The organism is Streptomyces sp. NPDC048338 (genome assembly GCF_043201055.1).
In the GTDB taxonomy this organism is placed as follows: domain Bacteria; phylum Actinomycetota; class Actinomycetes; order Streptomycetales; family Streptomycetaceae; genus Streptomyces.
Genome location: NZ_JBICYQ010000012.1, coordinates 1 through 24,087, shown reverse-complemented (window position 1 = coordinate 24,087; position 24,087 = coordinate 1). Strand labels below are relative to the sequence as shown.

The 24,087-nt window shown below is 73.7% G+C and carries 22 protein-coding genes; 11 read left to right on the top strand and 11 right to left on the bottom strand.

Annotated features, from left to right (window positions below):
* Positions 1–58 precede the first annotated feature (58 nt).
* From ACGFZF_RS26235 to ACGFZF_RS26225, 3 genes are all read left to right on the top strand, one after another.
* Complete coding sequence (locus ACGFZF_RS26235; protein WP_393557934.1) at positions 59–1,081, top strand: 3-oxoacyl-[acyl-carrier-protein] synthase III C-terminal domain-containing protein; 1,023 nt, start codon at positions 59–61, stop codon at positions 1,079–1,081.
* A 50-nt stretch (positions 1,082–1,131) separates the two neighbouring features.
* Positions 1,132–2,235, top strand: coding sequence for a 3-deoxy-7-phosphoheptulonate synthase (locus ACGFZF_RS26230; RefSeq protein WP_393557932.1), 1,104 nt, complete (start codon positions 1,132–1,134; stop codon positions 2,233–2,235).
* A 241-nt stretch (positions 2,236–2,476) separates the two neighbouring features.
* The gene (locus ACGFZF_RS26225; RefSeq protein ID WP_393557930.1) at positions 2,477–4,834 is read left to right on the top strand and encodes an amino acid adenylation domain-containing protein; all 2,358 of its coding nucleotides are present in this window, start codon (positions 2,477–2,479) and stop codon (positions 4,832–4,834) included.
* Between the two features lie 128 nt (positions 4,835–4,962).
* Here the strand turns inward: ACGFZF_RS26225 and ACGFZF_RS26220 are convergent, their stop codons facing one another.
* Positions 4,963–5,370 carry a VOC family protein gene (locus ACGFZF_RS26220; protein WP_393557928.1) on the bottom strand — a complete coding sequence of 136 codons (408 nt, stop codon included), beginning with the start codon at positions 5,368–5,370 and terminating at the stop codon, positions 4,963–4,965.
* Between the two features lie 90 nt (positions 5,371–5,460).
* Between ACGFZF_RS26220 and ACGFZF_RS26215 the strand changes: the two genes are divergently transcribed.
* Positions 5,461–6,414 (top strand): helix-turn-helix transcriptional regulator, encoded by a 954-nt coding sequence (locus tag ACGFZF_RS26215; RefSeq protein WP_393557926.1) that lies wholly within the window; start codon positions 5,461–5,463, stop codon positions 6,412–6,414.
* 80 nt (positions 6,415–6,494) lie between these two features.
* Here ACGFZF_RS26215 and ACGFZF_RS26210 read toward each other — a convergent pair whose 3' ends face one another.
* Both ACGFZF_RS26210 and ACGFZF_RS26205 read right to left on the bottom strand, forming a co-directional pair.
* Complete coding sequence (locus ACGFZF_RS26210) at positions 6,495–7,706, bottom strand: FAD-dependent monooxygenase (protein WP_393557924.1); 1,212 nt, start codon at positions 7,704–7,706, stop codon at positions 6,495–6,497.
* Between the two features lie 111 nt (positions 7,707–7,817).
* Entirely contained in the window at positions 7,818–9,287 is a 1,470-nt protein-coding gene (locus ACGFZF_RS26205; RefSeq protein WP_393557922.1) for an MFS transporter, read from the bottom strand.
* A 74-nt stretch (positions 9,288–9,361) separates the two neighbouring features.
* Between ACGFZF_RS26205 and ACGFZF_RS26200 the strand changes: the two genes are divergently transcribed.
* Entirely contained in the window at positions 9,362–9,952 is a 591-nt protein-coding gene (locus ACGFZF_RS26200) for a CGNR zinc finger domain-containing protein (RefSeq protein ID WP_393557920.1), read from the top strand.
* A 74-nt stretch (positions 9,953–10,026) separates the two neighbouring features.
* Here the strand turns inward: ACGFZF_RS26200 and ACGFZF_RS26195 are convergent, their stop codons facing one another.
* The 8 genes from ACGFZF_RS26195 to ACGFZF_RS26160 all read right to left on the bottom strand — a co-directional run bounded on the left by ACGFZF_RS26195 (position 10,027) and on the right by ACGFZF_RS26160 (position 18,101).
* Positions 10,027–11,172 carry an acyl-CoA dehydrogenase family protein gene (locus ACGFZF_RS26195; RefSeq protein ID WP_393557918.1) on the bottom strand — a complete coding sequence of 382 codons (1,146 nt, stop codon included), beginning with the start codon at positions 11,170–11,172 and terminating at the stop codon, positions 10,027–10,029.
* Complete coding sequence (locus ACGFZF_RS26190; protein WP_393557916.1) at positions 11,169–12,809, bottom strand: AMP-binding protein; 1,641 nt, start codon at positions 12,807–12,809, stop codon at positions 11,169–11,171. The genes ACGFZF_RS26195 and ACGFZF_RS26190 overlap by 4 nt, the downstream gene beginning before the upstream one ends.
* Positions 12,806–13,774 carry a transketolase family protein gene (locus ACGFZF_RS26185; RefSeq protein ID WP_393557914.1) on the bottom strand — a complete coding sequence of 323 codons (969 nt, stop codon included), beginning with the start codon at positions 13,772–13,774 and terminating at the stop codon, positions 12,806–12,808. Before ACGFZF_RS26185 ends, ACGFZF_RS26190 begins: the two co-directional genes overlap by 4 nt.
* Positions 13,771–14,541: a transketolase gene (locus ACGFZF_RS26180; protein ID WP_393558375.1), complete on the bottom strand. Its 771-nt coding sequence runs from the start codon at positions 14,539–14,541 to the stop codon at positions 13,771–13,773. The genes ACGFZF_RS26185 and ACGFZF_RS26180 overlap by 4 nt, the downstream gene beginning before the upstream one ends.
* A 304-nt stretch (positions 14,542–14,845) precedes the next feature.
* Positions 14,846–15,871, bottom strand: a complete 1,026-nt coding sequence (gene argC, locus ACGFZF_RS26175) for an N-acetyl-gamma-glutamyl-phosphate reductase (protein WP_393557912.1) — start codon at positions 15,869–15,871, stop codon at positions 14,846–14,848.
* A complete protein-coding gene (locus ACGFZF_RS26170) occupies positions 15,868–16,737 on the bottom strand; it encodes a RimK family alpha-L-glutamate ligase (RefSeq protein ID WP_147981583.1) in 870 nt (289 codons plus the stop codon). Before ACGFZF_RS26170 ends, argC begins: the two co-directional genes overlap by 4 nt.
* 43 nt (positions 16,738–16,780) lie before the next feature.
* A complete protein-coding gene (lysW, locus tag ACGFZF_RS26165) occupies positions 16,781–16,963 on the bottom strand; it encodes a lysine biosynthesis protein LysW (protein ID WP_147981582.1) in 183 nt (60 codons plus the stop codon).
* Positions 16,964–17,132: 169 nt separating this feature from the next.
* Positions 17,133–18,101 (bottom strand): LysR family transcriptional regulator, encoded by a 969-nt coding sequence (locus tag ACGFZF_RS26160; protein WP_393557908.1) that lies wholly within the window; start codon positions 18,099–18,101, stop codon positions 17,133–17,135.
* 270 nt (positions 18,102–18,371) lie between these two features.
* Between ACGFZF_RS26160 and ACGFZF_RS26155 the strand changes: the two genes are divergently transcribed.
* The 6 genes from ACGFZF_RS26155 to ACGFZF_RS26130 form a co-directional block, all read left to right on the top strand.
* Positions 18,372–19,265 (top strand): family 3 encapsulin nanocompartment shell protein, encoded by an 894-nt coding sequence (locus ACGFZF_RS26155; protein ID WP_393557906.1) that lies wholly within the window; start codon positions 18,372–18,374, stop codon positions 19,263–19,265.
* 63 nt (positions 19,266–19,328) lie between these two features.
* Entirely contained in the window at positions 19,329–20,369 is a 1,041-nt protein-coding gene (locus tag ACGFZF_RS26150) for a sulfotransferase (protein ID WP_393557904.1), read from the top strand.
* On the top strand, positions 20,366–21,136 hold the full coding sequence (locus tag ACGFZF_RS26145; RefSeq protein ID WP_147981578.1) for an SDR family NAD(P)-dependent oxidoreductase: 771 nt from the start codon (positions 20,366–20,368) through the stop codon (positions 21,134–21,136). Before ACGFZF_RS26150 ends, ACGFZF_RS26145 begins: the two co-directional genes overlap by 4 nt.
* Positions 21,137–21,346: 210 nt before the next feature.
* The gene (locus ACGFZF_RS26140) at positions 21,347–23,203 is read left to right on the top strand and encodes a M20/M25/M40 family metallo-hydrolase (RefSeq protein WP_393557901.1); all 1,857 of its coding nucleotides are present in this window, start codon (positions 21,347–21,349) and stop codon (positions 23,201–23,203) included.
* Positions 23,200–23,796 (top strand): adenylyl-sulfate kinase, encoded by a 597-nt coding sequence (gene cysC / locus ACGFZF_RS26135; RefSeq protein WP_393557899.1) that lies wholly within the window; start codon positions 23,200–23,202, stop codon positions 23,794–23,796. The genes ACGFZF_RS26140 and cysC overlap by 4 nt, the downstream gene beginning before the upstream one ends.
* Before the next feature lie 40 nt (positions 23,797–23,836).
* Positions 23,837–24,087: phosphoadenosine phosphosulfate reductase family protein (locus ACGFZF_RS26130; protein ID WP_393557897.1), on the top strand; the 251-nt coding region annotated here is incomplete at its 3' end.

The window sequence follows — 24,087 nt, the reverse complement described above, 5'->3', positions numbered from 1 at the left end:
AGTACGAGCCCGCACCGCCTCCGCCCCTCCCGCCCCCACCCAGGAAAGGACCTGCCCGATGCGCTTCGACAACATCTGGATCGCCGGCACCGGAGGCACCCTCGGTGCAACCGTGCCGGTGGACGAGGCGGTGGCCGACGGCTCCTACTCGGCCGACGCCGCCGCCAGCACCGGCATGATCAGCTACTCCCGCTCCACCGAGGCACCCCCGGAGATGGCGGTCACCGCCGGCCGCCAGGCCGTCAAGGAAGCCGGCGAGCGAGGCGCGCGGGTCGACCCCGACTCCCTCGTCCTGCACAGCCACGGCCACTTCCAGGGCATCGACATGTGGCCCGCCGCCTGCTGGATCGCCCGCGAACTGCTCGGCCCCACCCTCAACAGCATGCCGATGACCGTCGCCGCCTGGTCCAACGGCTCCCTCGCCTCCCTCGACCTCGCCGCCTCCACCCTGATCGCCCGCCCCGACGTGCCCTCCGCCCTGATCACCCTCGCGGACCGCTTCGCGGAGCCCGCCAACCGCTGGTACACCTCGCCCGGCATGGTCTTCGGCGACGGCGCCGCCGCCGCCGTGGTCGCCCGCGACACCGGCCGGCTGCGCCTGCGCTCCCTGGTCAGCGAGACCGACACCGTGCTGGAGGGCCTGTCCCGCGGCGCCGAGCCCTTCCGCACCGCGCCCGGCGAGCAGCCGGACATGCGCCGCCGGACCCGCGAGTTCCTCGCCACCGGCGAGGTGTCGCTGCGCGACGTGCAGACCCGGTCGGTGGAGCGCACCCGCAGCGTCGTGGCCCGCGCCCTCGACGAGGCGGACGTCGCCCCGGACGGCGTCGACTGGCTGGTGACGCCCTTCGTCGGCCGGACCCTCCACCGCGAGAGCTTCGTACGGCACCTCGACATCGCGCCGCGGAACTCGCTGCACGAACTGGGCCTGACCATCGGTCACCTCGGCCCCTGCGACCAGCTGTACGGCCTCGACCACCTGTTGCGCAACGACCTGCTGAGCCCCGGCGACCGGATCCTCGTGATCGGCACCGGCATGGGCTTCACCTTCTCCGCCGCGGTGCTCACCGCGGACGGGATCTGACCCGCCCGCACCACCCGTACGCCACCTCCGCCCACGAAGGGACCATCCAGATGAGCTTCGTCCGCACCCCGGCCACCGCGCCCGCCGCGACGTTCACCGGCGCGCCCGCCGCCCGGCTGCCCACCCCTGCCGAGCTCCGCGAGGAGATCCCGCTCCCGCCGCTCGCCCGCAAGACCGTCCAGAGATCACGTCGGGAGATCGCGAAGATCCTCTCCGGCCAGGACGACCGCCTGCTGGTCATCTCGGGCCCGTGCTCCGTGCACGACCCGGACGCGGCCCTCACCTACGCCGAGCGGCTGTCCGCGCTCGCCGCCGAGTTCCAGGACCGCCTGCTCGTGGTGATGCGGGTGTACGTCGAGAAGCCCCGTACCCGGATCGGCTGGAAGGGCCTGCTCAGCGACCCCCGCCTCGACGGTTCGCAGGACCTGCCCAGCGGGCTGCGCCTCGCGCGCGGCCTGATGGCCCAGATCGCCGGCACCGGACTGCCGGTCGCCTGTGAGTTCCTCGACCCGCTGGTTCCGCACTACCTGTCCGACGCGGTCTCCTGGGGCTGCATCGGCGCCCGTACCGTCCAGAGCCAGGTGCACCGCCAGGTCACCAGCGGCCTCGGCATGCCGATCGGCTTCAAGAACGCCACCGGCGGCAGCGTCGAGGACGCCGTCGACGCGATCGTCTCCGCCTCCCACCCGCACGTCTACCCGGGCATCGGCGACGACGGCCGCGCGACGGTGGTCAGCACCGACGGCAACCCCGACGGGCACGTGGTGCTCCGCGGCGGCAGCCAGGGCCCCAACTACGGGGCCGAGCCGGTCGCCGCGGTGCTGGCCCAGCTCGCCGGCGCCGGGCTGTCCGAGCGGCTGGTCGTCGACGCGAGCCACGGCAACAGCAACAAGGACCACGAGCGTCAGCCGCTGGTCGTCTCCGACATCGCCGCCCGGATCGCCGCCGGCGAGCAGGGGGTCGCCGGCGTCATGATCGAGAGCTTCCTCGCCGCCGGGCGGCAGGACCTCCAGATCGGCCGCACGGACCTGCTCACCTACGGGCAGAGCGTCACCGACGCCTGTGTGGACTGGGCGCAGACCGCACGGATGCTGGAGGAACTCGCCGACGCGGTCGCCGTCCGCCGCACCGCGCAGGACCGGGCCGCCGCCTGACGGCGACCCGTCCGCCCCGCCCCGGTCTCCCGGGGACCCCCCACCACCGGGCCCCCCACCGCCGTGCGCACCCCCTCCGTGCGCGGCGCCCCCCGCCCGGTGTCCCCGGCCCCGTCCTTCGCGCCACCCCCACCCTTCGCAGCACCCGCACCGCCCCGGCGCCCCCGGCCCGCACCGCCTCCGGCCCGCGCCCCCGCGCCCGCCATCCGACGTCGTGACCATCCCGAGAGGAACCACCACCGTGGCAGTCAACACGAGCTCGACCCTGCCCCTGGCCCGCGTGCTCGACGGTGCGCGGACCGCCGCGCCGCACCGGCACACGCTCACCCTGCCCGCGCCCGCCGCGGCCCGCCCCGAGGCGTACGCGACGGCCGCGCTGGCCGCGCTCGTGCACCGCTACACGGGGGAGACGGAACTCCTGGTCGGCCGGCAACGACAGCCGGACGCCTACGAGTCCGTCGCGATACGGGTGGCCGCCGACACCACGGCCGCCGGACTCGTCGAGGCCGCGGCCGCCGCCGCGGCCGACGGCTCGCAGGCCCCCTCCGGACGCCCGGCGCACGCCGCCGTCGTCCTCGCCGGGACGCCCGCGGGACCGGCCCCCGCCGCCCTGACGCTGACCGTGGACCCGGCCGGCGACACCGTCGAACTCCACCTGGACAGCGCCGAGTTCGACGACCAGGCCGCCCTCCAGTACGCCCGCCACCTGGAGCGGGTCCTCACCGCGCTGGCCGCCGCCCCCGAGGGGACCGTCCGCGACATCGCCCTGCTCACCGAGGAGGAGACCCACCGCACCCTGGTCGAGTGGAACGACACCGCGGGCCCGGTCCCCGAGCCCTTCTTCCACGAGCGGGTCGCCGAGCACGCCCGGCGCACCCCCGACGCGCTCGCCGTGATCCTGCCCGGTGCCCGGCTGACCTACCGCGAGCTCGACGAGCAGGCCAACCAGCTCGCCCACCGGCTGACCGCCCGCGGCGTGCGGCCCGGCGACCGGATCGGCGTCTGCTTCCCGCGCAGCGCCGAGAGCCTGATCGCCCAGCTCGCCTGCTTCAAACTCGCCTGTGCGGCGATCCTGCTGGACAGCGACTTCCCGGCCGACCGCATCCGCTACATGATCGAGGACGCCTCGGCCGCCGCCGTGCTGACCCTGGCCGCCCACGAGTCGAAGGTCGAGGGCCTCGCCCCGGTCCTCGCGCTGGACACCGACGACTGGCGCACCGAGCCGGTCACCGAGGTCAGCGAGCCCGTCGGTGCGGACGACCTGATCCACATCTGCTACACCTCCGGCTCCACCGGCGCCCCCAAGGCCGTCATGGTCCGCTTCGGCGCCGCCCGCAACCTGATCCACAGCATGAGCGAGCTGTGCGGCATGAGCAGCGCCTCCCAGGGCACCTGGCTGGCCGCCCCCGGCTACGGCATGATCGAGGTCGAGTGCTTCCCGGTGCTCGCCGTCGGCGGCACCGTGCACATCCCCGACGTCTCCGTGGTCGCCTCCGAGTACCGCCTCCAGGAGTGGTTCCTGCGCGAGGGCATCACCACCACCCTGCTGATGAAGCCGATGGCCGAGCGGCTCTGGCGCCTGGAGTGGCCCGAGGACACCCCGCTGGAGAACATCCGCGTCTGCGGCGAGCGCATCCAGTCCTGGCCGCCGGCCGGGCTGCCGTTCCGGCTGATCAACCTCTACGGCTCCGCCGAGGCGACCGTCGTCGCCAGCTGCGACATCAGCGAGCTGGGCGAGCGGCTCGGCGAGGAGGGCCGCGCCCGCCGGCTGCCGCCGATCGGCCGCCCCACCACGAACGTCACCATCTACGTGCTCGACGAGGACCTCCGCCCGCTCCCGCCCGGCCTGGTCGGCGAGCTCTGCATCGCCGGCGTCAGCCTGTCCGCGGGCTACCTCGGCCGCCCGGAGGCCACCGCCGAGAAGTGGATCACCAACCCCATCGACCCGGCCCGGCACCCGATCATGTACCGCACCGGCGACCTCGCCCGGTACTGGCCGGACGGCAGCATCGAGATCGTCGGCCGCACCGACAACCAGGTCAAGGTGCGCGGCAACCGCGTCCACCTCGGGGAGATCGAGGTCGTCCTGACCACGCTCCCCGGCGTCCAGCAGGCCGCGGTCCTGGCCCGCCAGGACGGACAGGGCGACGTGCAGCTGACCGCCTACATCGAGCCCGACGCCGGCGCCACGCCGTCGGTGCGCGACATCCGCCGCGGCCTCGGCCGGCGGCTGCCGTCCTTCATGGTCCCCGCGGCCTACGTCGTCGGCGGGCTGCCCACCAGCACCAACGGCAAGATCGACCGCGCCGCGCTGCCCGAGCCGCCGCGCTCGCGCCCGGACGTCGACACCGCCTACCAGGCCCCGGCCGGCCCGCTGGAGGAGTCGCTGCACGCGCTGTGGACCAAGGTGCTGGAGCTGGACGGGGTCGGCGTGCTCGACAACTTCTTCGACCTGGGCGGCGACTCGCTGCGGGCCGCCCGGCTGACCGAACTGGTCCGCGAGGAGCACGGGGTGGAACTGGAGCTGGTCGACCTCTTCGACGAGCCGACCGTGGAGAAGATGGCCGCCCTCGTCGGCCGGACGACCGCGGCCGCCTGAGCCGGACCGCCGCCCCGGCCGGTCCGCCGCGCCCGCAGGACAGTGGCCCCCACGTCGCCCGTGGGGGCCACCGCCGTACGCGCCGCCGGGCGGCACGTGGTGGCGCGACGAGGGTCAGAGGAGAGGGGTCATGCGCCCAGCATCTCCAGGTAGTGCTCGTTGTACATGATGCCCAGGACGTTGCCGAAGGGGTCGGTCACGGACGCGGTCACGAAGCCGGGGCCGTACAAGGTCAGCGGCGTGTACGGGGTGGCGCCCATCGACAGCAGACGTTCGAGGGTGCCCTCCACGTCGTCGACGTGCCAGTGGCTGATCGCGCCGCCGGGTGTCTCCGGCAGCCCCGGGGGAGCGTAACGCCGGTCGATCAGGCCGAGTTCGGTCTGGTGGTCACCGACCCTGAACTCGTAGTAGGCGGCGGGCTTCCCGTCGCCCGGGCGCTCGAAGTACGGCTCGACGCCCAGCAGTTCCGCGTACCACGTCTTGGCTGCTTCCACATCGTCCGCATAGAAGTTGACGGTGGCAAGTCCTCGCAGCATGGGGTGGTTCCTTCCTTCGTTCCGTAACCGTGACCATCCTCCGCCCTAAAGCGCTCACCAAGTGAGCACTTTACGAGAGAAGCTGGGGACATGCGCGCTGACCGACTCGTCGCCGCCCTCCTGCTGCTGCAGCGACGGGGCCGGGTGACCGCCGCCGAGCTGGCGACTGAGCTCGAGGTGTCCGTGGCCACCGCCCGCCGCGATCTGGAGGCGATGTCGGCCGCCGGCATCCCGGTCTACCCCCAGCCCGGCCGCGGGGGAGGGTGGGCGCTCGTCGGCGGGGCGCGCACCGATCTCAGCGGACTCTCGGCCACCGAGGCCGAGGCGTTGTTCCTGCTCGTGGGCCCTGCCGCGGCCGTCTCCGGTGACGCCAAGGCGGCCCTGCGCAAGCTGCTGCGGGCCCTGCCGCAGACCTTCCGCGCCGACGCCGAGGCCGCCGCGGACGCGACCATGGTCGACCCCACCCCGTGGGGCGAGCGGGACCGCCGCCGCCCCGAGATGGTCGACCGGCTGCAGGCCGCCGTGATCCACCGGCGCCGGGTCAGACTGACGTACACGAACGGAGTACGCGAGACGACCGATCGGACCGTCGATCCGTGGGGTCTGGTCGACAAGGACGACACCTGGTACCTCGTCGCCGGCACCGAGCGGGGCCGGCGCACCTTCCGGGTCGACCGGATAGGCGCCGCCGAGCCGACGGGCGAACAGGCCGAGCGGCCGGACGACTTCACGCTCTCCGCGGCCTGGCAGGAGGTCGTCGGCGACGTGGAGGAGCGGCGCTCGCGCACCTGGGCGACCGTCCTGGTCGAGGAGCGGTACCTGGCCGTCCTGCGGGACCGCTTCGGCCGCCACTGCCACCCGGACGGCACGCACGCCGACGGGCGGGCCCGGGTCCGGCTCGCCGCGCCCACGCCGTTGGACGTGGCCCGGCACCTGGCCGGCTGGGGAGCCCTCGTCGAGGTGCTCGAACCCATCGCCGTCCAGAGCGAACTGGCGAGGATAGGAGCCGAGTTGGCCGGACGGTACGCCACGGTGACCCGCTGAAGGCAAGGACCGCCGCCCCCCGGCGTTCGGGGAGCGGCGGTCGTCGTGGGGTGCGGGGCACCGTCCGGGCGTGCCGACGGTCATACCCCCTCGGTCACCGCGAGCGCCGCCTCCGGGGCGTCGGTGAACGAGGTCGAGCCGTGCAGCCAGTCCACGGCGTCGCGCAGCCCGTCGGGGGTGAGGTCCGCGAGCAGGGCGTTGCGCGCCTCCCGCCCGGCGCCCGCGGCGTGGTAGAGCCGCTCGCCCATCAGGCGCGCGGTCAGGGTCGTCCGGGAGGTCCGGCCGCGCCGCAGGACGTTGTACTCGGTCAGCCGCGCCGGCAGCTCCCACGGCTCGCAGCGCAGCAGCCCGCCCAGCACCACCGCGTCCTCCAGGGCCATGCAGGCGCCCTGGGCCGCGTACTGGAGCATCGGGTGCGCGGCGTCGCCGAGCAGGGCCACCCGGCCGTCGGTCCAGCCGTCCACCGGGTCGCGGTCGCAGAGCACCCAGATCCGCCAGTCCCGGCCCAGCTCCAGCAGCCGGCGGGCCTCCCCGCACAGTCCGGGGAACTCGTCCAGGACCCGCGCGCGTTCGGCCGGGGCGCCGGTGATCTCCTCGGCGGCCCCGTCGTCGCGGGTGGCGGCCAGGTTGAGGTACGCGCCGCCGCCGATCGGGTAGTGCACGAAGTGCCAGCCCGGCCCGGCCCAGAGCGTCACGGACTTCGACCGCAGCTCCTCGGGGACCTCGGCCATCGGGATCACGGACCGGTAGATGGTGTGCCCCGAGATGCGCGGACCGCCGTCCCCGACCAGTTGCGCCCGTACGGCCGACCGCAGTCCGTCGGCGCCGAGCAGCACGTCCGCGGCGAAGCGCCGTCCGCCGGCGGTCAGCGCCGTCACCCGGTCCCGCGCCTGCCGGTAGCCGGCCACCCGGTGGCCGCTCAGCAGCCGCACACCGGCCTCGCGGCAGCCGTCGAGCAGGGCCCGGTGCAGATCGCCGCGGTGGACCACGGCGTACGGGCCGCCGAACCGCGCCCGGTAGGACCCGGTCAGCTCCATGGCGGCGACGTTCTCCCCCGACGTGCCGTCCAGGAACCGCAGTTCGTCGATGAAGTCGGCCCGCTCGGCCACCCGGTCCCGCACTCCCAGCGCGCCGAGGGCGTGGAAGGCGTTGGGCGCCAGCTGGATGCCCGCGCCGATCTCGGAGAACTCCTGCCGGCCCTCCAGGACCGTCACCCGGTGGCCGGCCCGGGCCTGCGCGAGAGCGGCGGCGAGCCCGCCGATGCCCCCGCCCGCGACGAGTACGTGTGTCATCGCCTGCTCCTCTCGTGATGCTCGCATGCTCGTGAACGCTGAACGCCCCGATCGCGATGCGGCGGCCGGCCCCGTCGTCCGGGGCCGGCCGCCGGCATCGGCAGCGGGGACCTACTTGGCCGCGGCCGTGGCGCCGGTCGCGGCGACCGGGGCCTTCTTCTCCCCGCCGGCGGCGGGAGCGGCGTGCGCGGCCGAGGCGACGGCCGTGCGCCGCAGGCCGAGGACCGAGACCACGACGATGGCCGCGGAGATGGCGGTGGTGAACCAGAAGGCGTTCTGGAACCCGCTCACCGGGATCTTGGCGACGGTGCCGTGGACGACACCCGCGACGGCCACGCCGAGGGCGAGGCAGAGGCCGACGCCCAGCTGGCGGCTGGAGTTGAAGAGGCCGGAGGCCAGACCCATCTGCGGGCCGCTGACACCGCTGGTGCCGGCGATGGCGGTGGAGATCATCATGACCGTGACGCCGAGACCGATCAGGACGCCGCCCGGCAGCACGCCGAGCGCGTAGGAGCTGTCCGCCGTGACCTGGGCGAGGAGGCCCGAGCCCAGGGCCAGCAGCACACCGCCGATGATCAGCACGGTGCGGGCGCCGAGCTTGTGGGTGAGCTTGACGACCGGGAGGCTCGCCATGAAGACCACGAACGCCTGCGGGAAGAAGCCCATGCTCGCCTTGAGTGCGGAGTAGCCGAGCACCTGCTGCATGTACATGGTGATGAAGAAGGTGGACACCGACATCACGCCACCGGACAGGAACGCGATCCCGTTGCCCGAGGACAGCGCGCGGTTACGGAAGATCGACAGCGGCACGAGCGGCTCGGAGACCTTGGTCTGGACGACCAGGAAGGCGAGCAGCAGGACCGCGCCGCCGATCAGCGAGGAGAGCACCGGCGTGGAGTCCCAGCCGCGGTCGGAGGCCATCGTCAGGCCGTAGGTCAGGGCGCACATCGCCGAGGTGACCAGGATCGCGCCGGGCAGGTCCAGCTTCGAGGAGCGGGTGGCGCGGTGGTCGGCGGTGAGCCGGCGGGCGGCCAGGGCGACGAGCACGATGCCGACGGGGACGTTGACCAGCATGACCGCACGCCAGGTCAGGTACTCGGTGAGCAGACCGCCGGCCACGACACCGCCGGTGAAGCCGGCCGACGAGACCGCGCCGAAGATGCCCATCGCCTTCACGCGCTCGGGTCCCTCGGGGAAGCCGCCGGCGATCATCGCGAGGACGGCGGGGGAGACGGCCGCGGCCGACAGGCCCTGGACCGCGCGCGCCAGGATGAGCAGCCACGGCTCGGTGGCGATACCGCCGACCAGGGACGCGAGGGTGAAGATGCCGAGCCCCGCGACGAACATCCGCTTGCGGCCGAAGACGTCACCGGCGCGGCCGCCCAGGAGCAGGAAGCCGCCGTAGAAGAGCGCGTAGGCGCCGACGACCCACTGCAGACCACTGGCCGTGAAGCCGAGGTCGCGCTGCATGGCGCCGAGCGCCACGTTCACGATGGCGAAGTCGAGGACGAGCATGAACTGTGCGGAGCACAGCAGGAGGAGCGGCGGCCGTGCGGCGGCCGTGCCGTTGGTGCTGGTCATGAGTTTCCTTTCACGGGGAGAGAAACATGAGCGGGGGATACCGGCGAAAGTGGTTGGCCGGTAGGGTCTGCGGGATGACGGAACCCAAGCGCGTGCGACAGCCCGGCGACCGCGAGGTGGCCCCCGGCCGGCTCGCCCTGGTGCAGTCCTTCGTCAACAGCGTCAACGTCGAGTTCGGGCCGGACGAGTTCGCCTCCGTCGAGGGGCTGACGGGGTGGATGGAGCGGCACGGATTCCCCACGGGCGCCCGGGCCGTCACCGAGCCCGACCGCCGGGAGACGGTCGAGGTACGGGAGGCGCTGCGCGCCCTCATGCGGGAGAACAACGGCGCGGAGCCCGACCCCGCGGCGCGGGCCGCCGTCGAACGGCTCGCCGCCGACTGCCCGTTGGTCCTGGCCTTCGACGAGACCGGCACCCCCGGACTGCGTCCGGCCGGCACCGGGACCCGCGGCATGATCGGCGACGTCCTCGCCGTCGTCGTGGAGGCGGGCGGCGACGGTTCCTGGCAGCGGCTGAAGGCCTGTCACGAGCACCGGTGCGAGTGGGCCTTCTACGACCGGGCCCGCAACCGCAGCGGCCGCTGGTGCTCCATGGCCGTCTGCGGCACCCGTTCCAAGATGCAGACCTACCGCCAGGGGCTCCGCACGCCGGCCGCTGCCCGCTGACAGCAGCGCCGCCACGGACCGCACGGCGTCCGCCGACCGTAAGGCGCCCGCCGGACTCTCGGCGACCGGGGCCGTCACGGCGCGTACTCCTTGCCGAGGAGCAGCCGCGCCACGGTCAGCTTGGTGGCCGCCGCGGTGCCGTCCGCGAGCTGGAGGCCGATGACGTCCCGCAGCCGCTGCGCGACCGGACCGTCCTCGCTCCACCCGAGGTGGCCCATGGTCAGCAGCGCCTGGTGCACGGCCTCCACGGCCGCCTTCGGCGCCCACCACTTGGCCATGTTCGACGGGATCCGGGGATCCTCGCCGCGGTCCGCGTTGCCCAGCGCCTCGAAGGAGACGAGCCGGGCGGCGTGCAGCAGCGTGGTGTGCTCGACCAGGGGGAACACCACCGACTGGAAACGGCTGATGGGCTGACCGAACGCGGTGCGCCCGGACGCGTGGGCGTACGCCTCGGCCAGGGCCGCGTCGCCGACCGCGATCGCCATCAGCGCGATGTACGCGCGGGAGACCGCGAAGCCGCGCATCACGGCGGTGAAGCCGCCGCCGGGCTCCCCGACCAGGTCCTCCGGTCCGACCCGCAGGCCGTCGAAGACCAGCCGGCCGCGTCCGCCGGAGCGGCAGCCGAGGTCGGACAGCCGCTCCTTGCGCACCCGGTCGCCGTCCAGCCGCGTGTAGAAGGCGCTGATGCCGTGCGCGCCCTCGCCGCCGGTGCGGGCGAAGACCAGTGCGTGCGTGGCGTAGGCGGTCACCATGATCGAGGTCTTCTCGCCGGTGAGCACCCAGCCGTCGCCGTCGGGCTCGGCACGCATCTCGATACCCGCCGCGTCCGTGCCGTGGCCGGCCTCGGTCAGCGCGAGCGCCACCACCGCCTCGCCGCGGGCGATCGGCGGCAGCCAGCGCTCCAGCTGCCCCGCGTCCCCGTTCGAGGCGAGCACCCCGCCGATCAGCGCGGCGTTGAGCACCGGGAAGCAGACCGACAGGTCGGCCGCCGCGAGCTTCTCCAGGGCGATGCCGGCGCTCACGGCGTCCAGACCGAGACCGCCGTACTCCCGCGGCACCCGCAGCGCGAAGAGGCCGGCCGCCGCCATGTCCTCGATCAGACCCGGGCGGTACTCTCCGCGCCGGTCGTTCTCCTGACGGTGCGGAGCGATCCTCTCGGCGGCGAACTCCTCGGTCCGCTTGGCCAGTTCCTCCTGCTGGGCGGTGAAGGCGTGGTTCATGAGGCCGTGCGTCCTTCCTGGGCCCGAAGCCGGTCCCGCAGCGCGAATTTCTGGATCTTTCCGGAGGGGGTGCGCGGCAGCGCCGGCACCAGTTCCAGCCGCTCGGGCCAGTACGTACGGGCCATGCCGAGGCCGGCCAGGTGGGTGCGGACGTCCTCCAGGTCGGGGGCGACGCCCTGGGTGACCAGGAAGGCGCAGGCACGCTCGCCGAGCCGGGCGTCCGGGTAGCCGACCACCGCGACGTCCTTGACCGAGCGGTGGCGCAGCAGGGCGCCCTCGACCTCCACCACGGGGATGTTCTCGGCGCCCCGCATGATCACGTCCTTGACCCGGCCCGTGATCCGTATCCCGCCGTGGCCGTCGTCCCGGGCCAGGTCGCCCGTGTCGAACCAGCCGTCCGCGGTCACACAGGCGTCGTAGACCTCCTGGCGACGGAAGTAGCCCAGGCACTGGGCGGAGCCGCGCACCTGGAGCAGCCCGGCCGTGCCCGGCTCCACCGGCTCGCCGTTCCTGCCGACGACCCGCACCTCCATGCCGGGCACGGTGGTGCCGTCGCTCTCGGCCGCCCGCAGCGCCGGCTGCTCGGGCCGGGTGACGGTGACGCAGCCGTTCTCCGTCATGCCCCACAGCGCGTACACCCGGCAGCCGAGCACCTCGCGCGCGTCCTCCACGAGCAGCGGCGCTATCGGCGCGCTGCCGGTGGCGAAGCTGTGCAGGGCCGACAGGTCGTGCGGGTCCTCGCGCTGGGCGTCGATCAGGTCGGAGAGGAACGTCGGGGCGCCCATGAAGAAGCTCACCCGCTGCTCCTGCAGGACGCGCAGCATCTGCCGCGGGTCCCACCGGTCCACCTGCACGGCGGTCGCGCCGAGCAGCAGCGGCATCACGAAGTTCCAGGTGAAGCCGGCCTGGTGGGTGGTGGGCGAGCCCATCGCGGTGACCTCGTCCGAGGTCAGCCCGAGCACGTCGGCCTGTGCGCGGTTCATCGAGTACAGGGTGTTGTGGCTGTGCACGACCCCCTTGGGCTCGCCGGTGGTGCCGGAGGTGAACATGATCTGGGCGGCGTCGTCGGGACCGGCCTCGATCGCGTCCAGCGAGGCGAGCAGCTCCGGCTCCGGCTCCGGCCCGTACAGGTCGGTCGCGAAGTCCAGGGCGCCGGCCGCCAGGTCGTCGGCGCTCGCGCCGAGCAGCACCCGGTGGCGCAGCGTCGGTACGGCGCCGGCGACCTCCGCGCTCATCTCCCCGTAGGAGAAGCCGCGCACCTCGGAGGCGCCGATGTAGACGGGGCTCTCGGTGAGCCGGGTCATGAACTCCACCTCGCGGCGGCGCATGACCGGGACCACCGGGCCGGCGGTCGCGCCGACCCGGGCGGCGGCCAGACAGAGCGCCACCAGCTCCCACGAGTTGGGCAGCTGCAGGGTCACCACGTCGCCGCGGCGCACCCCCAGGCGCAGCAGGCCGACCGCGAGCCGGTCGACACGGCGGGCCAGTTCGGCGTAGCCGACGGTCGAGTACGCGGCCCCCTGGTAGCAGACCAGGGCGGTACGGTCCGGCCGTTCACGGGCCCAGCGGCGCAGGTCGTGCAGCACCGTCTCGTCCCGCCACCAGCCTTCGGCGCGGTAGGTGTCGGCGGTGGTCAACGGGTTCCTCCCGAGCGGGATTCGAGCGAGGCCCGGGCGCGGTCGGCGATCGCCCGCGCGCTCACCCCGCCGCGTTCGAGCAGGTAGCGCTGGCTTCCGGCGACGGGGACGAACTCGTCCGGCAGCGCCATCCGGTGCACCCGCACCGGACGCACGGCGCTGAGCGCCTCGGCGACCGCCGAACCGAACCCGCCGGAGCTCCAGTGCTCCTCCACGGTGATCACCGTGTCGCGCACCCCGAGCGAGCTGAGCAGGGCCGGGGTGTCCAGGGGCTTGACGGTGTGCAGCTGCAGCACGTTCGCCGTGATGCCCTCGCACTCCAGCAGGTCGGCGGCCTCCAGGGCGGCGAGCGTCGGGTAGGGCCCGCACGCGGCCAGGGTGACGTCGGTGCCGTGCCGCAGCTGCTGGGCCTTGCCGATCCGCAGCGACGGGCCGGCGGGCAGGTCGGGGGTGGCACCCCGGCCGAGCCGGAAGTAGACGGGGCCGCCCAGGGTGAGCGCCTGGCGCAGCAGCTCCTCGGTGGAGGCTGCGTCGCCCGGGACCACCACGGTCATGTGGGGCAGCGCCCGCATCACCGCGAGGTCCTCCAGGGCGTGGTGGGTCGGCCCGAGGTGCCCGGCCGACACCCCGGAGTGGGTGGCGGCGATCAGCACCGGCAGGTTGCCCATCGCGATGTCGATCTTCACGGCCTCGATCGCGCGGGAGGAGGCGAACGCGGCCATGGTGTTGACCAGCGGGATGCGTCCCTCCCGGGCGAGGCCGGCGGCCGTGCCCATGAGCGTGTGCTCGGCGATCCCGAGGTTGAGGTAGCGGTCGGCGGCGGTGCCGAAGTCCACCCCGCCGAACAGGCCGGTGTCGCTGTCCAGGACGACCAGTCGCGGCTCGCCGGGCAGCAGTTCGGCCACGGTGTCGCGGTAGACCTCGCGGGCGGCGCGGGCCGGTGCGGGGGCGAGTGCCGTGCTCATCGGTGGTCACCGCCCGTCGAGGCGCGGACCGCGTTGAGCGCCCGCAGGTGCTGGCGGCCGCTGAGCCGCGCGTAGTGGCTGCGCGCCTGGCCCTCCACGAAGGGGACGCCCTTGCCCTTGACGGTGTGGGCGATGATCACGGTGGGGGACTGCGGGTCGGCCGGCAGGGTCAGTGCCTGGGTGAGGGCCTCGGCGTCGTGGCCGTCGACCTCCAGGACCCGCCAGCCGAAGGCCTTCCAGCGGTCGGCCAGCGGCTCCAGCGAGTTGACGGTCTCGGTGCCGCCGGTGATCTGGAGCCCGTTGCGGTCGATGATCGCGGTGAGGCTGTTCAGCCGGTGCGCGGAGGCGACCGAGGCGGCCTCCCAGACGGAGCCCTCCTGGAGCTCGCCGTCGCCCATCACCACGAAGCCGCGCCGGTCGGAGCCGTCGAGCCGGTTGGCCAGCGCGTAGCCGACGCCGAGGGCGAGGCCGTGGCCGAGCGAGCCGGAGGCGATCTCGACCCCGGGGATCTCGGGGTGCGGGTGGGCCATGAGGTGGCTGCCGGGCCGGGCGTAGTCGTCGAGGGCCTCGGCCGGGAAGTAGCCGGCCTCGCACAGCGTCGCGAACAGGGCGATACCGCCGTGGCCCTTGCTGAGCAGCAGGACGTCGCGCTCGGGCAGGCCGGGGAACTGCGGGTCGTGCCGCATCACCCGGAAGTAGAGGACGGAGAGGATCTCGACGAGCGACATCGATCCGCCCAGGTGGCCGCCCTCGGGGCCGGCGCACATGGCGACGATGTGCTCCCTGATCCGGCCGGTGATCCCGGCCAGCTCCGCCGCGTCGGGGCCGTGCGCGTCGAGGCCGGTGACGTCGGAGCCGGTGATGTCGGTGCGGGCGGGGGCGCCCCGCAGCAGAGGCGGGCTGCTCATGGCTGGGTCCTTTCGGCTGGTACGTGGGCGGCTGCAGGTGCGGGGCCGTGGGACGTGCGGGCGGCCTCGTTCGGAGGCGGCCGGTGGTGCGGGGCGCCACGGAGGCGGTCCGTGGTGCGGGGCGGCCTCGTCGGGAGGCGGCCGTCTCGGTCGTCGGAGAGGGTCAGTTGGGGTGCAGGCCGGTGAATTCGAGACCGCGCTCCTCGGGCTCCCCGAAGCGCACGTTCATGCACTGCACCGCGTTGCCCGCGCCGCCCTTGACGAGGTTGTCCAGCGCCGCGATCACCGTGACCGTGGAGGCGCCGCGGTCCAGGGCGAAGCCGATGTCGCAGAAGTTGGAGCCGGAGAGGATCTTGGCGTCCGGGAAGCGGTGGAGACCGCGGCGGGCGGCGACGATCCGCATGAACGGCTCGTCGGCGTAGCGCGACCGGTAGGCGGAGCGGATGGCCCGCTCGTCGACCCCGTCGGCGAGGGTCGCCCGGCTGAGCAGCTGGACGCCGCGGACGGCCTCCACACCGGTCGCGGACATCCGCACCGTGTGCCCGGTTGCCTGGGCGATCTCCGCCTCGTGCCGGTGCCGGGTCGGGGCGAACACCCGCAGGGCGCCGCTGCGTTCGGCGTGCAGGTTCTCCGCGCCCGCCTTCGCCCCCGAGCCGCTGGAGCCGGTCCGGGCGTCCACCGTGATGTCGCCCGTGATGAGCCCGGCGTCGGCCAGCGGGACCAGCGAGAGGATGCCGGCGGCGGCCATGCAGCCGGGTACGGATATCCGGTCCGCGGTGCGCAGCGCCGCGCGGTGGTGCTCCGGCAGCCCCTGCACGAAGGAGGGGATGAGTCCCGGTGCCTCGTGCGGGGTGCCGTAGTAGTCCTCGTAGGCGTCGGTGTCCCGCAGCCGGAAGTCGCCCGACAGGTCGATGACGACCCCGGCCTTCTCCAGGAACTCCGGCATCCGGCGCATCGTCTCGCGGTGCGGGGTCGCCAGGAACAGCACGTCGCAGCGCGGGAGTTGCTCCTCCGAGGAGAACGTCAGCTTGGTGCGGTGACGCAGATTGGGGTGGACGCCGTCGATCTGGCGTCCCTGGAGAGTGCGGGAGGTGGCGGCGACCAGGTCGACCTGCGGGTGGTTGACGAGCAGCCGGAGCAGCTCCCCGCCGATGTAGCCGGCCGCTCCCAGCACTGCTGCGCGGATCATGACTCTGCCTCTGCCTTCGCTGTCAGGAGGGCGGCGACGGTCTCCGCCACATCGAGGTCCGTTCCGTACGTCGACTGCAGGCCCTTGAACTCGACCCGGTCGTTGACCTCCAGGACGGTGAGCCGGCCGCCCGGCTCCTCCAGGAGGTCGACCCCGGCGATCGAGGCGCCGACGGTGCGTGCCGCCGCCACCGCGAGGGCGCTGAGATCGGGCTCCAGCGGGCAGCGTTCGCTGACCGCGCCGCGGGCCACGTTGGTCCGCCAGTCCTCGCTCCTGCGGTACGTCGCCCCGACCGCCCGGTCGCCCACGACGAGGACCCGGATGTCCCGGTCCGCCTTGGCGATCTCGCGCTGGACGTAGACGATGTGCGACTGCGGGGAGGGCAGGGCGGCGAGGTGTTCCAGGACGGCCTCGGCCATCGCGCGGTCGGTGACCCGGGTCACCAGCCGCCCCCACGAGCCCACCAGGGGCTTGATCACCGCGGGGTAGCCCAGTTCCTCGAGCGCCTTGAGCGCCGCCTCCGGAGTCAGGGCGAGCGTGGTGTCCGGGGTCGGCAGGCCCCCGGCGACCAGGGCCGCCGAGGTCTGCCACTTGTCCCCGCAGACGGCCGTGGCCGCCGCGGAGTTGAGCACGGTCACGCCCGCCGACTCCAGCGCGGACGCCGCGTACAGGGCCCGGTAGTGGCCCACCTCGCGGTTGAGCACGATCTGCGGGCCGTCCCAGGGCGTTCCGGCCCGGACCGACAGAGTGCGGGGGTCGATCTGTTCACATGCGACGCCGCGCCTCTCCAGCGCGGTCAGGATGTTCTTCTCCTCGAACCGCACCCGGGAGGCGAGGACACCGAAGCGCGCTGCCGCAGAGCTCATCAGGGACATCTCCTTGTCGTCTACTGGTCGGGATGGCCGGCCCTTACTCGCCCCAGTCCTCCTCGACCTCGGGGGCCAGGGTCAGCCGCGGCGGCTCGACGGACTCGATTTCGAGTTCCAGCCGGCATTCCGGGCACTCGACGATTTCGCTGACCCGGGCATCCGCACCCAGCGACACCTCGGCGTCGCACTCGGGGCACTCGGGAGCGACAAGAGTTTCCTGCATGGCGATTTCCTCAATTCTTCCGGCGGGTTGGTGAATCGGGAATTACTGTAGTCGCGCAATTCCGGTGTTTCGGCGGGCTCCAATGAAGGATCTGGATCGGAACCGAGGCCGATGCTTATGGGACGGAAGCGGCCAGGGGGTGGAAGCGGGGAAGGACGGGAGTGGGCCGTCAGGCGGCGGCCGTCGCCAGGGCGGGGGAGTGGTCGTCGGCCGGACCGTCGGCCCGCGGCGGGGTGCGGGACCCGGCCTCGGTGCCGTGCTCGGTCCCGGCGTCCGCCGAGACCAGGGGGTAGCCCCGCAGGGCCTGCCGGAACGCCTTCTCGGCGATCCCGGTGAACTCGTCCGGCACGGCGCCGGACGCCAGCGCCATCGTCACCGGCAGCGGCTCCGGCGGCGCCGGCAGCCCGGGACGCACCGTCGGGGTCAGCCCCCACAGCTCGTCCCCGTTCGCGATCAGGCAGGTCATGCCGAGACCCGCCTTGGCGGCCGAGCGCAGCCCGATCAGCTCGCTGCTCTCGTACGCGACCCGCCACTCGACGTCCGAGGCGTCGAGCGCCTCGCGGACCCGGCCGCGCAGGGTGCAGGGCTCGGGGAAGAGCGCCAGCGGCAGGGCGTCGCGTTCGCCGTGGGCCGGCCGGCCGAACCAGGCCATCCGCATCCGGCCCAGCTCCCGGTTGTCGGTGCCGGCCGCCGGCGGATCGGCCTGGAGCAGCAGCGCCGCGTCCAGCTGGCCACTGGTCAGCTGGACCGCGAGCTCCTCGCTCGACCCGGTCCGTACGCTCAGCTGGGCGTGCGGCATGCCCCGGTTCAGCAGTCGGAGGAACTCCGGCAGCACCTCGCCGAGCTGGCTCGTCACGCCGATCGACAGCATGATCTGGCCGGACTGCGGGATGAACCGGTCGACCGCCTCGTCGTTGAGCGCCACCATGCGGCGGGCGTAGCGCAGGAGTTCCTCGCCACGCGGGCTGAGCCGCAGGTTGCGCCCGGTCGAGGCGAACACCGGGCTCCGTATGAGGCCGCTCAGCTGTCGTATCTGCTGGCTGACGGCGGGCTGGGTGATGTGCAGTGACTCCGCCGCCCTCCGGAAGCCGCCGAGCTCGACCACGGCCACCAGAGTCCTCAGTCTGTTTATCTGCAAGTCGTGATGCATTCTCCCACCCACATCGTCGAAGGACGTTCCGTGAAGTCTGCGGCTCAGCCTAGGACCGCGGCTTTCGGCCGCGCCATGGATGTGGTCACGGACCCGATGTGACATCGTCATGCCGCTGATGTGCGGCGCTCAAGAAGGGGAATCACCCCGTCTTATTCGAGCCATAAACACCCGCCATCGGTTTACTCCCCCCGATTTGCCGCGGCTGCCTAATGTGAATGGCCACCGAACATTTCACCGAAATCCTGGGGAGACATCATGCTGGCAGCCACCGCCGATTCCGCAGTGCAGCAGGGAGTCCAGATACAGCTCGCCGACCCGGCCCTGGCCACCCGCAGCCCGGGCGAGGAGTTCGCCTGGTCGGTCCGCACCGCCGGCGCGCAGCAGGACCACACGGTCCCCTTCCGCGCCCATCTCCCGGCCGTCTTCCCGCTGTTCGCGACCCGGCCGCGCTACGCCGTCCGCCACCTGCTGAAGACCGCCTCCGTCGCCGACGCGCCGGTGACCTTCGTGCACGAGCCGCCGGCCGCCCGCCTGGCCGCCGCCGGCACCTCGTACCAGTCCACCCCCGAGGGCGCGTTCGCGCCCCGGCTGGAGCAGGCCGAGCTCACCGACCTGAAGGTGCGCGTGCCGCTGCCCGCCGGACTCCTCGACGAGCCGGCCCTGCTGGCCTCCTTCGTCGACTACCGGGTGCTCGTCCGGCTCTCCGTCGTGGAGAACGAGACGCTGCTGCACGGGAGCGCCGACAAGACGATCGGCGGGCTGCTGAACCTCCCGGAGATCCGCCGGGGCACCCTCGGCGACGACGTGTACGCCGCCATCACCGAGGCCGCGGCCGAGGTCGAGGAGACCGGCGGCTCGTGCGACGGGATCGTCGTCCACCCCTTCACCTACTGGGAGCTCGTCCGGACCGGCGTGCTCGGGCAGCTGGGCGCGGCAGGCATCACCGTCTCGCGCACCCGCATGATCCCGCGCGGCCAGGTCCTGCTCGGCGACTTCCGGGCCGCCGTCACCCTCCTCGTCCCGGGCGTCGCCTCGCTGTCGCTGCTCCGCGGCGCCGGCCCGGACGGCACCGACGTCATCGAGGCGAGCAGCCGCATCGGCCTCGCCGTCCACCTGCCGCAGCACTTCCTGCTGCTGACCCGCGACTGACCGCGCCTGACGCGCCCTCGCGGGCGACCGCGACGGCCGCACCCAGAAGGGACCCCCACCACCATGACAGGCCCCTCCCCGCGCGTCCTCTACATCACCGGATGGATGCGCAGCGGCAGCACCCTGCTCGGCAACGTCCTCAACGAGCTTCCCGGCGTCCGGCACGTCGGCGAGCTCTACTACCTCTGGCGCAACGGCGTCCTCGGCGCCGGCACCAACTCCAGCTGCGGGTGCGGCCTGCCGGTCCGCGAGTGCCCGCTCTGGTCCGGGGTCCTCGCGGAACTCCCGGAGGGGTCGGAGGAGGCCCTCGCGCACCGGATGGCCACCCTGCAGCAGGCACTGCTCCGCACCCGGCACACCCCGGCGCGGCTGGCCGAGGCCCGCGGTGAAAGGCCCACCGCCCCCGGCGTGACCGAACTCCTCGACCACTCGGCGTCCGTCTACCGGCAGGTGGCCGCCCTCGGCGGCGACCGGCTGATCGTGGACGGCTCCAAGTACCCCGCGGAGGCCGCCGCCCTCCTGGGCCGCAGGGACCTGGACGTCCGGGTGCTGCACATCGTGCGGGACCCGCGGGCCACCGCCCTGTCCTACCGCAGCGCCAAGGACTACATCGACCCGATGTCCCCCGCGCGCAGCAGCGGGTACTGGACCGCCTTCAACCTCGCCTCGGAACTGGTCGGCCGCACGGCCGGCGGACGCTACCTGAGGGTCCGTCACGAGGACCTGGCCCGCGACCCGCGGGGAGTGACGACCCGCGTCCTGCGCTTCGCGGGCCTGGACGACGAGTCCCCGGTGGACGCCGCCGGCCGGATCCCGCTCGGTGCCAACCACACCGTCACGGGCAACCCGGACCGGCTGCGCCGCGGTGTCACCCAGATCCGGCCCGACGAGCGCTGGCGGACCGAGCTGCCCGGCACGGACATCGCGGCGGCCACGGCCGCGGCGGCGCCCCTGCTGAGCCGCTACGGCTACCCGCTCACCCCGGTCCGCCCGCTCCGGTCCGCCCGGACCGACCGGACGGCGGGGTCCGCCCGGGACTCCGGACCGGCCGCCCGGCCGGCCGCGCACGGCACCGGATCGCCCTCGCGGGGTGAGGCCGCGTGAACCTGGGCCTGGCGGGCCGGGCGGCACTGGTCGCCGCCTCCAGCAGCGGCATCGGCCTCGCGGTGGCCCGGGTGCTGGCCGGGGAGGGCGCCGACGTGTCCCTCTGCGGCCGCGACCCCGAGCGACTGGCGCGCGCCCACGAGGAGGTCGACGCCTGCGGGCCCGGCCGGGTGCTGAGCACCGTCGTGGACCTGTGCGACGAGGACGCCGCGGCGGGCTGGGTACGGCGCACCGCCGAGGAGTTCGGCGCCCTGCACGTGGTGGTCACCAACTCCGGCGGGGTGCCCTTCGGCCCCGTGGAGAGCTTCGAGGTCGCCGAGTACCGCCAGGCGGTGAACGGCAACCTGCTGCCGCACGTGTCGCTCTCGCTGGCCGCCGCGCCGTACCTGCGGGCGGCCGGCTGGGGCCGGATCGTCATGATCACCTCCGAGTCCGTACGGCAGCCCCATCCGGGCAGCGGACTGTCCTCGGTGGCCCGGCTGGGGGTCCTCGGCTTCGCCAAGGGCCTCGTGAACGCCTTCGGGCCGGCCGGCGTCACCGTGAACGTCCTGGCGCCCGGCTTCCACCGCACCCCGATCCTCGACGTGCAGTACGGGGACGAGGTCGAGGAACGCCTCGCGGAGGTCGCCGCCGGGATCCCGCTGGGCCGGATCGGCCGGGCCGAGGACCTGGGTGCCCTGGTGGCGTTCCTCGCCAGCGAGCAGGCCGCCTTCGTCACCGGCGGCGTGCTGGTCGCGGACGGCGGCAACACCCGCGGCATCGGCTGAACCCCGTCCGCGGGCACCGGGAGCCGCCCCGGTGACCCGCGGGGCCGGCCGGCCACCGGCCGGACACCACCCGCCTCCGCCCGTACGCCCCCTGCCCTTCGCCGGGCACCACCTCCGCCCGCCCATCCCCGCCGTACCCCACCCGGTCCGCCCCCGCTCCCACCCCGCCCTGGGTCCCGCCCACCGTCACCAGCCGAAGGAGTCCCGTCCATGCCAGCCCTCGGGGAAGTCGCCAGCTCACGCGAGGCCGCGCTCTACGTGGTCAAGCTGGGCAGCGCCACACTGCTGCACAGCCAGGTCTTCGACGAACTGCTCGAACTCAGCCGGCGCGGCGCGCGGCTGCTCGTCATCGCCGGGGGAGCGGCCGGAATCGCCGAGCACTACCGGCGCATCGGCCGCGACATCCGCACCCTGGTCTCCCGCAACGGCGACGAGATCCGCTACTGCCCCCCGGAGGAGATGCGGCACATCGTCGCCGCGTACGAAGAGGTCACCCTGCCCCTGGTGGAGGAGGAGCTCACCCGCCGCGGACTGTCCGTCTTCGCCGCGGTCGCCCGCACCGGCGCCCTCGTCAAGGCGACCGTCAACGGCCCGATGCGGGTCCAGGAGGACGGCCGGACCCGGCTGGTCCGGGACCACCGGGCCGGCACCGTCAGCTCCGTGGACGTCCCCCGGCTCACCGGTCTGCTGTCCACCTTCGACGTCGTCTGTCTCTCCCCGCCGGTCGCCGACGCCGAGGGCGGCACCGCGCTCAACGTGGACGCCGACGTGCTCGCCGCCGAGGCCGCCCTCGCCCTGGACGCCGACCACCTGCGGCTGGTCACCGGCACCGCCGGACTGCTCACCGACCCGGCCGACCCCGCCAGCAGCCTGCGCCACCTCACCGAGGGGGAGGGCCGGCGCTACGCCAAGGGCCGCATGCGCCAGAAGGTCCGCGCGGCCGAGATCGCCCTCAAGGGGACCTCCGACACGGCGATCACCGGCCCCCACACGCTGTCCGCCGCGGGCGCCACCTGGTTCTGGCGGGCCCCGGCGCCCGCCGCCGACCTCGACCTGCTCGCCCGCACCGTGGAGCTGTCCTCCGTCTCCCGCGACGAGCGGGAGATCGCCGAGTTCCTCGCCGAATGGTGCGCCGAGCACGGGATCAAGGCCGAGATCGACGCCGCGAACAACCTGGTCGCCACCAAGGGCGCGGGCCCCCGCCGACTGCTGATGCTCGGCCACCTCGACACCGTCCCGCACCGCTGGCCGGTCCGGTGGGACGGCGAGATCCTCTCCGGGCGCGGCTCGGTCGACGCCAAGGGCAGCCTGGTGACCTACCTCCAGACGCTCGCCGACTTCGACCCGCCCGAGGGGGTGGAACTGCGCGTGGTCGGCGCGGTGGAGGAGGAGATCACCGGCGCCGGAGCCTTCCACGTCCGGGACGCCTATCCCGCCGACGCGGTGATCGTGGGCGAGCCCAGCGGCGCGGAGGCGCTCACCCTCGGCTACTACGGCCTGGTCAAGGTCCGCTTCAGCGTGCGGGAACCCACCGGGCACACGGCCGGCGAGGGCGTCCGCACCGCGGGCGACCGCATGGTCGAGGTGCTGGCCGGCGTCCCCGCGGCCGTCGCCGCCCTCCACCCCGACGCGCTGACCGCCGTCCTCGGCGTACGGGCCCTCAACCAGGGCGACGCGCAGGCCGGCGAGGCCGTGGTCGACGTCCGCGTCCCGCCGGGTCTGGACGTGGACGAGACGGTGGCCGCCCTGCGGGCGCTGGCCGTCGAGCCCGTCCGTTTCGACGTCCTGCGGGCCACCCCCGGAGTGACCACGCGACGCACCAGCCCGCTCGTCAAGGCGTTCCAACGTGCCTTCGCCGCAGCCGAGGTGACGCCTCGTTACCTCATGAAGAAGGGCAGCAGCGACATGAACACGCTGGCCACCACCTGGCGCGGCGTCCCCATGGTCGCCTACGGCCCCGGTGACGCCAAGCTCGACCACACCCCCGACGAACACCTCCACGCGGACGAGTTCCGGCGCGCCCAGCGCCTGCTGACCGCCGCGGTCCGAGAATGGAGCTTGATGTGACCGTCCTGACGGCCGCCCCCGGGCACGACCTCGCGGCCCCCGCCGTCCACTGCACCTGCTACCCCGGATCGACGCTCTGGCTCACCGGCCTGCCCAGCGCCGGCAAGACCACGATCGCGAACGCCGCCGCCGACCTGCTGCGCGCCCGCGGCCGGCGCGTCGAGGTCCTCGACGGCGACGAGCTGCGCCAGACCTTCTCGGCCGGCCTCGGCTACACCCGCGCCGACCGGCACAGCAACGTCGAACGCATCGGCCGCGTCGCCCAGGTCCTCGCCCGCAACGGCATCACGGTCCTCGTACCGGTCATCGCCCCGTACGCCGAGTCCCGCGACCTGGTGCGCTCCTGGCACCGCGACAGCGGCACCGACTTCCTGGAGGTGCACGTCGCCACCCCGCTGTCGGTGTGCTCCCGCCGCGACGTCAAGGGCCTGTACGCCCGCCAGGCGGCCGGCGAGATCAGCGGCCTGACCGGCGTCGACGACCCGTACGAGGAGCCCGCCGCACCCGACCTGAGGATCCACTCCCAGACCCAGTCCGTCACCGATTCCGCGCAGGAGCTGCTCGCCCTGCTGTCCGCCCGGGGGCTGCTGTGAGCGAGACAGCCCCGGCCACCGCAAACGAAAGGAGCGCGGCATGACCGCCACGACGGTCACCCCGTTCGCAGCCCCGTCGCTGCCCGCCGTCCACACCGGGGACGCCTACGGGCTCTCCCACCTCGACGCCGTCGAGTCCGAGGCGGTGCACATCTTCCGTGAGGTCGCGGGCGAGTTCGAGCGGCCGGTGATCCTGTTCTCCGGCGGCAAGGACTCCATCGTCATGCTCCATCTGGCGCTGAAGGCCTTCGCCCCCGCCCCGCTGCCCTTCTCCCTGCTGCACGTCGACAC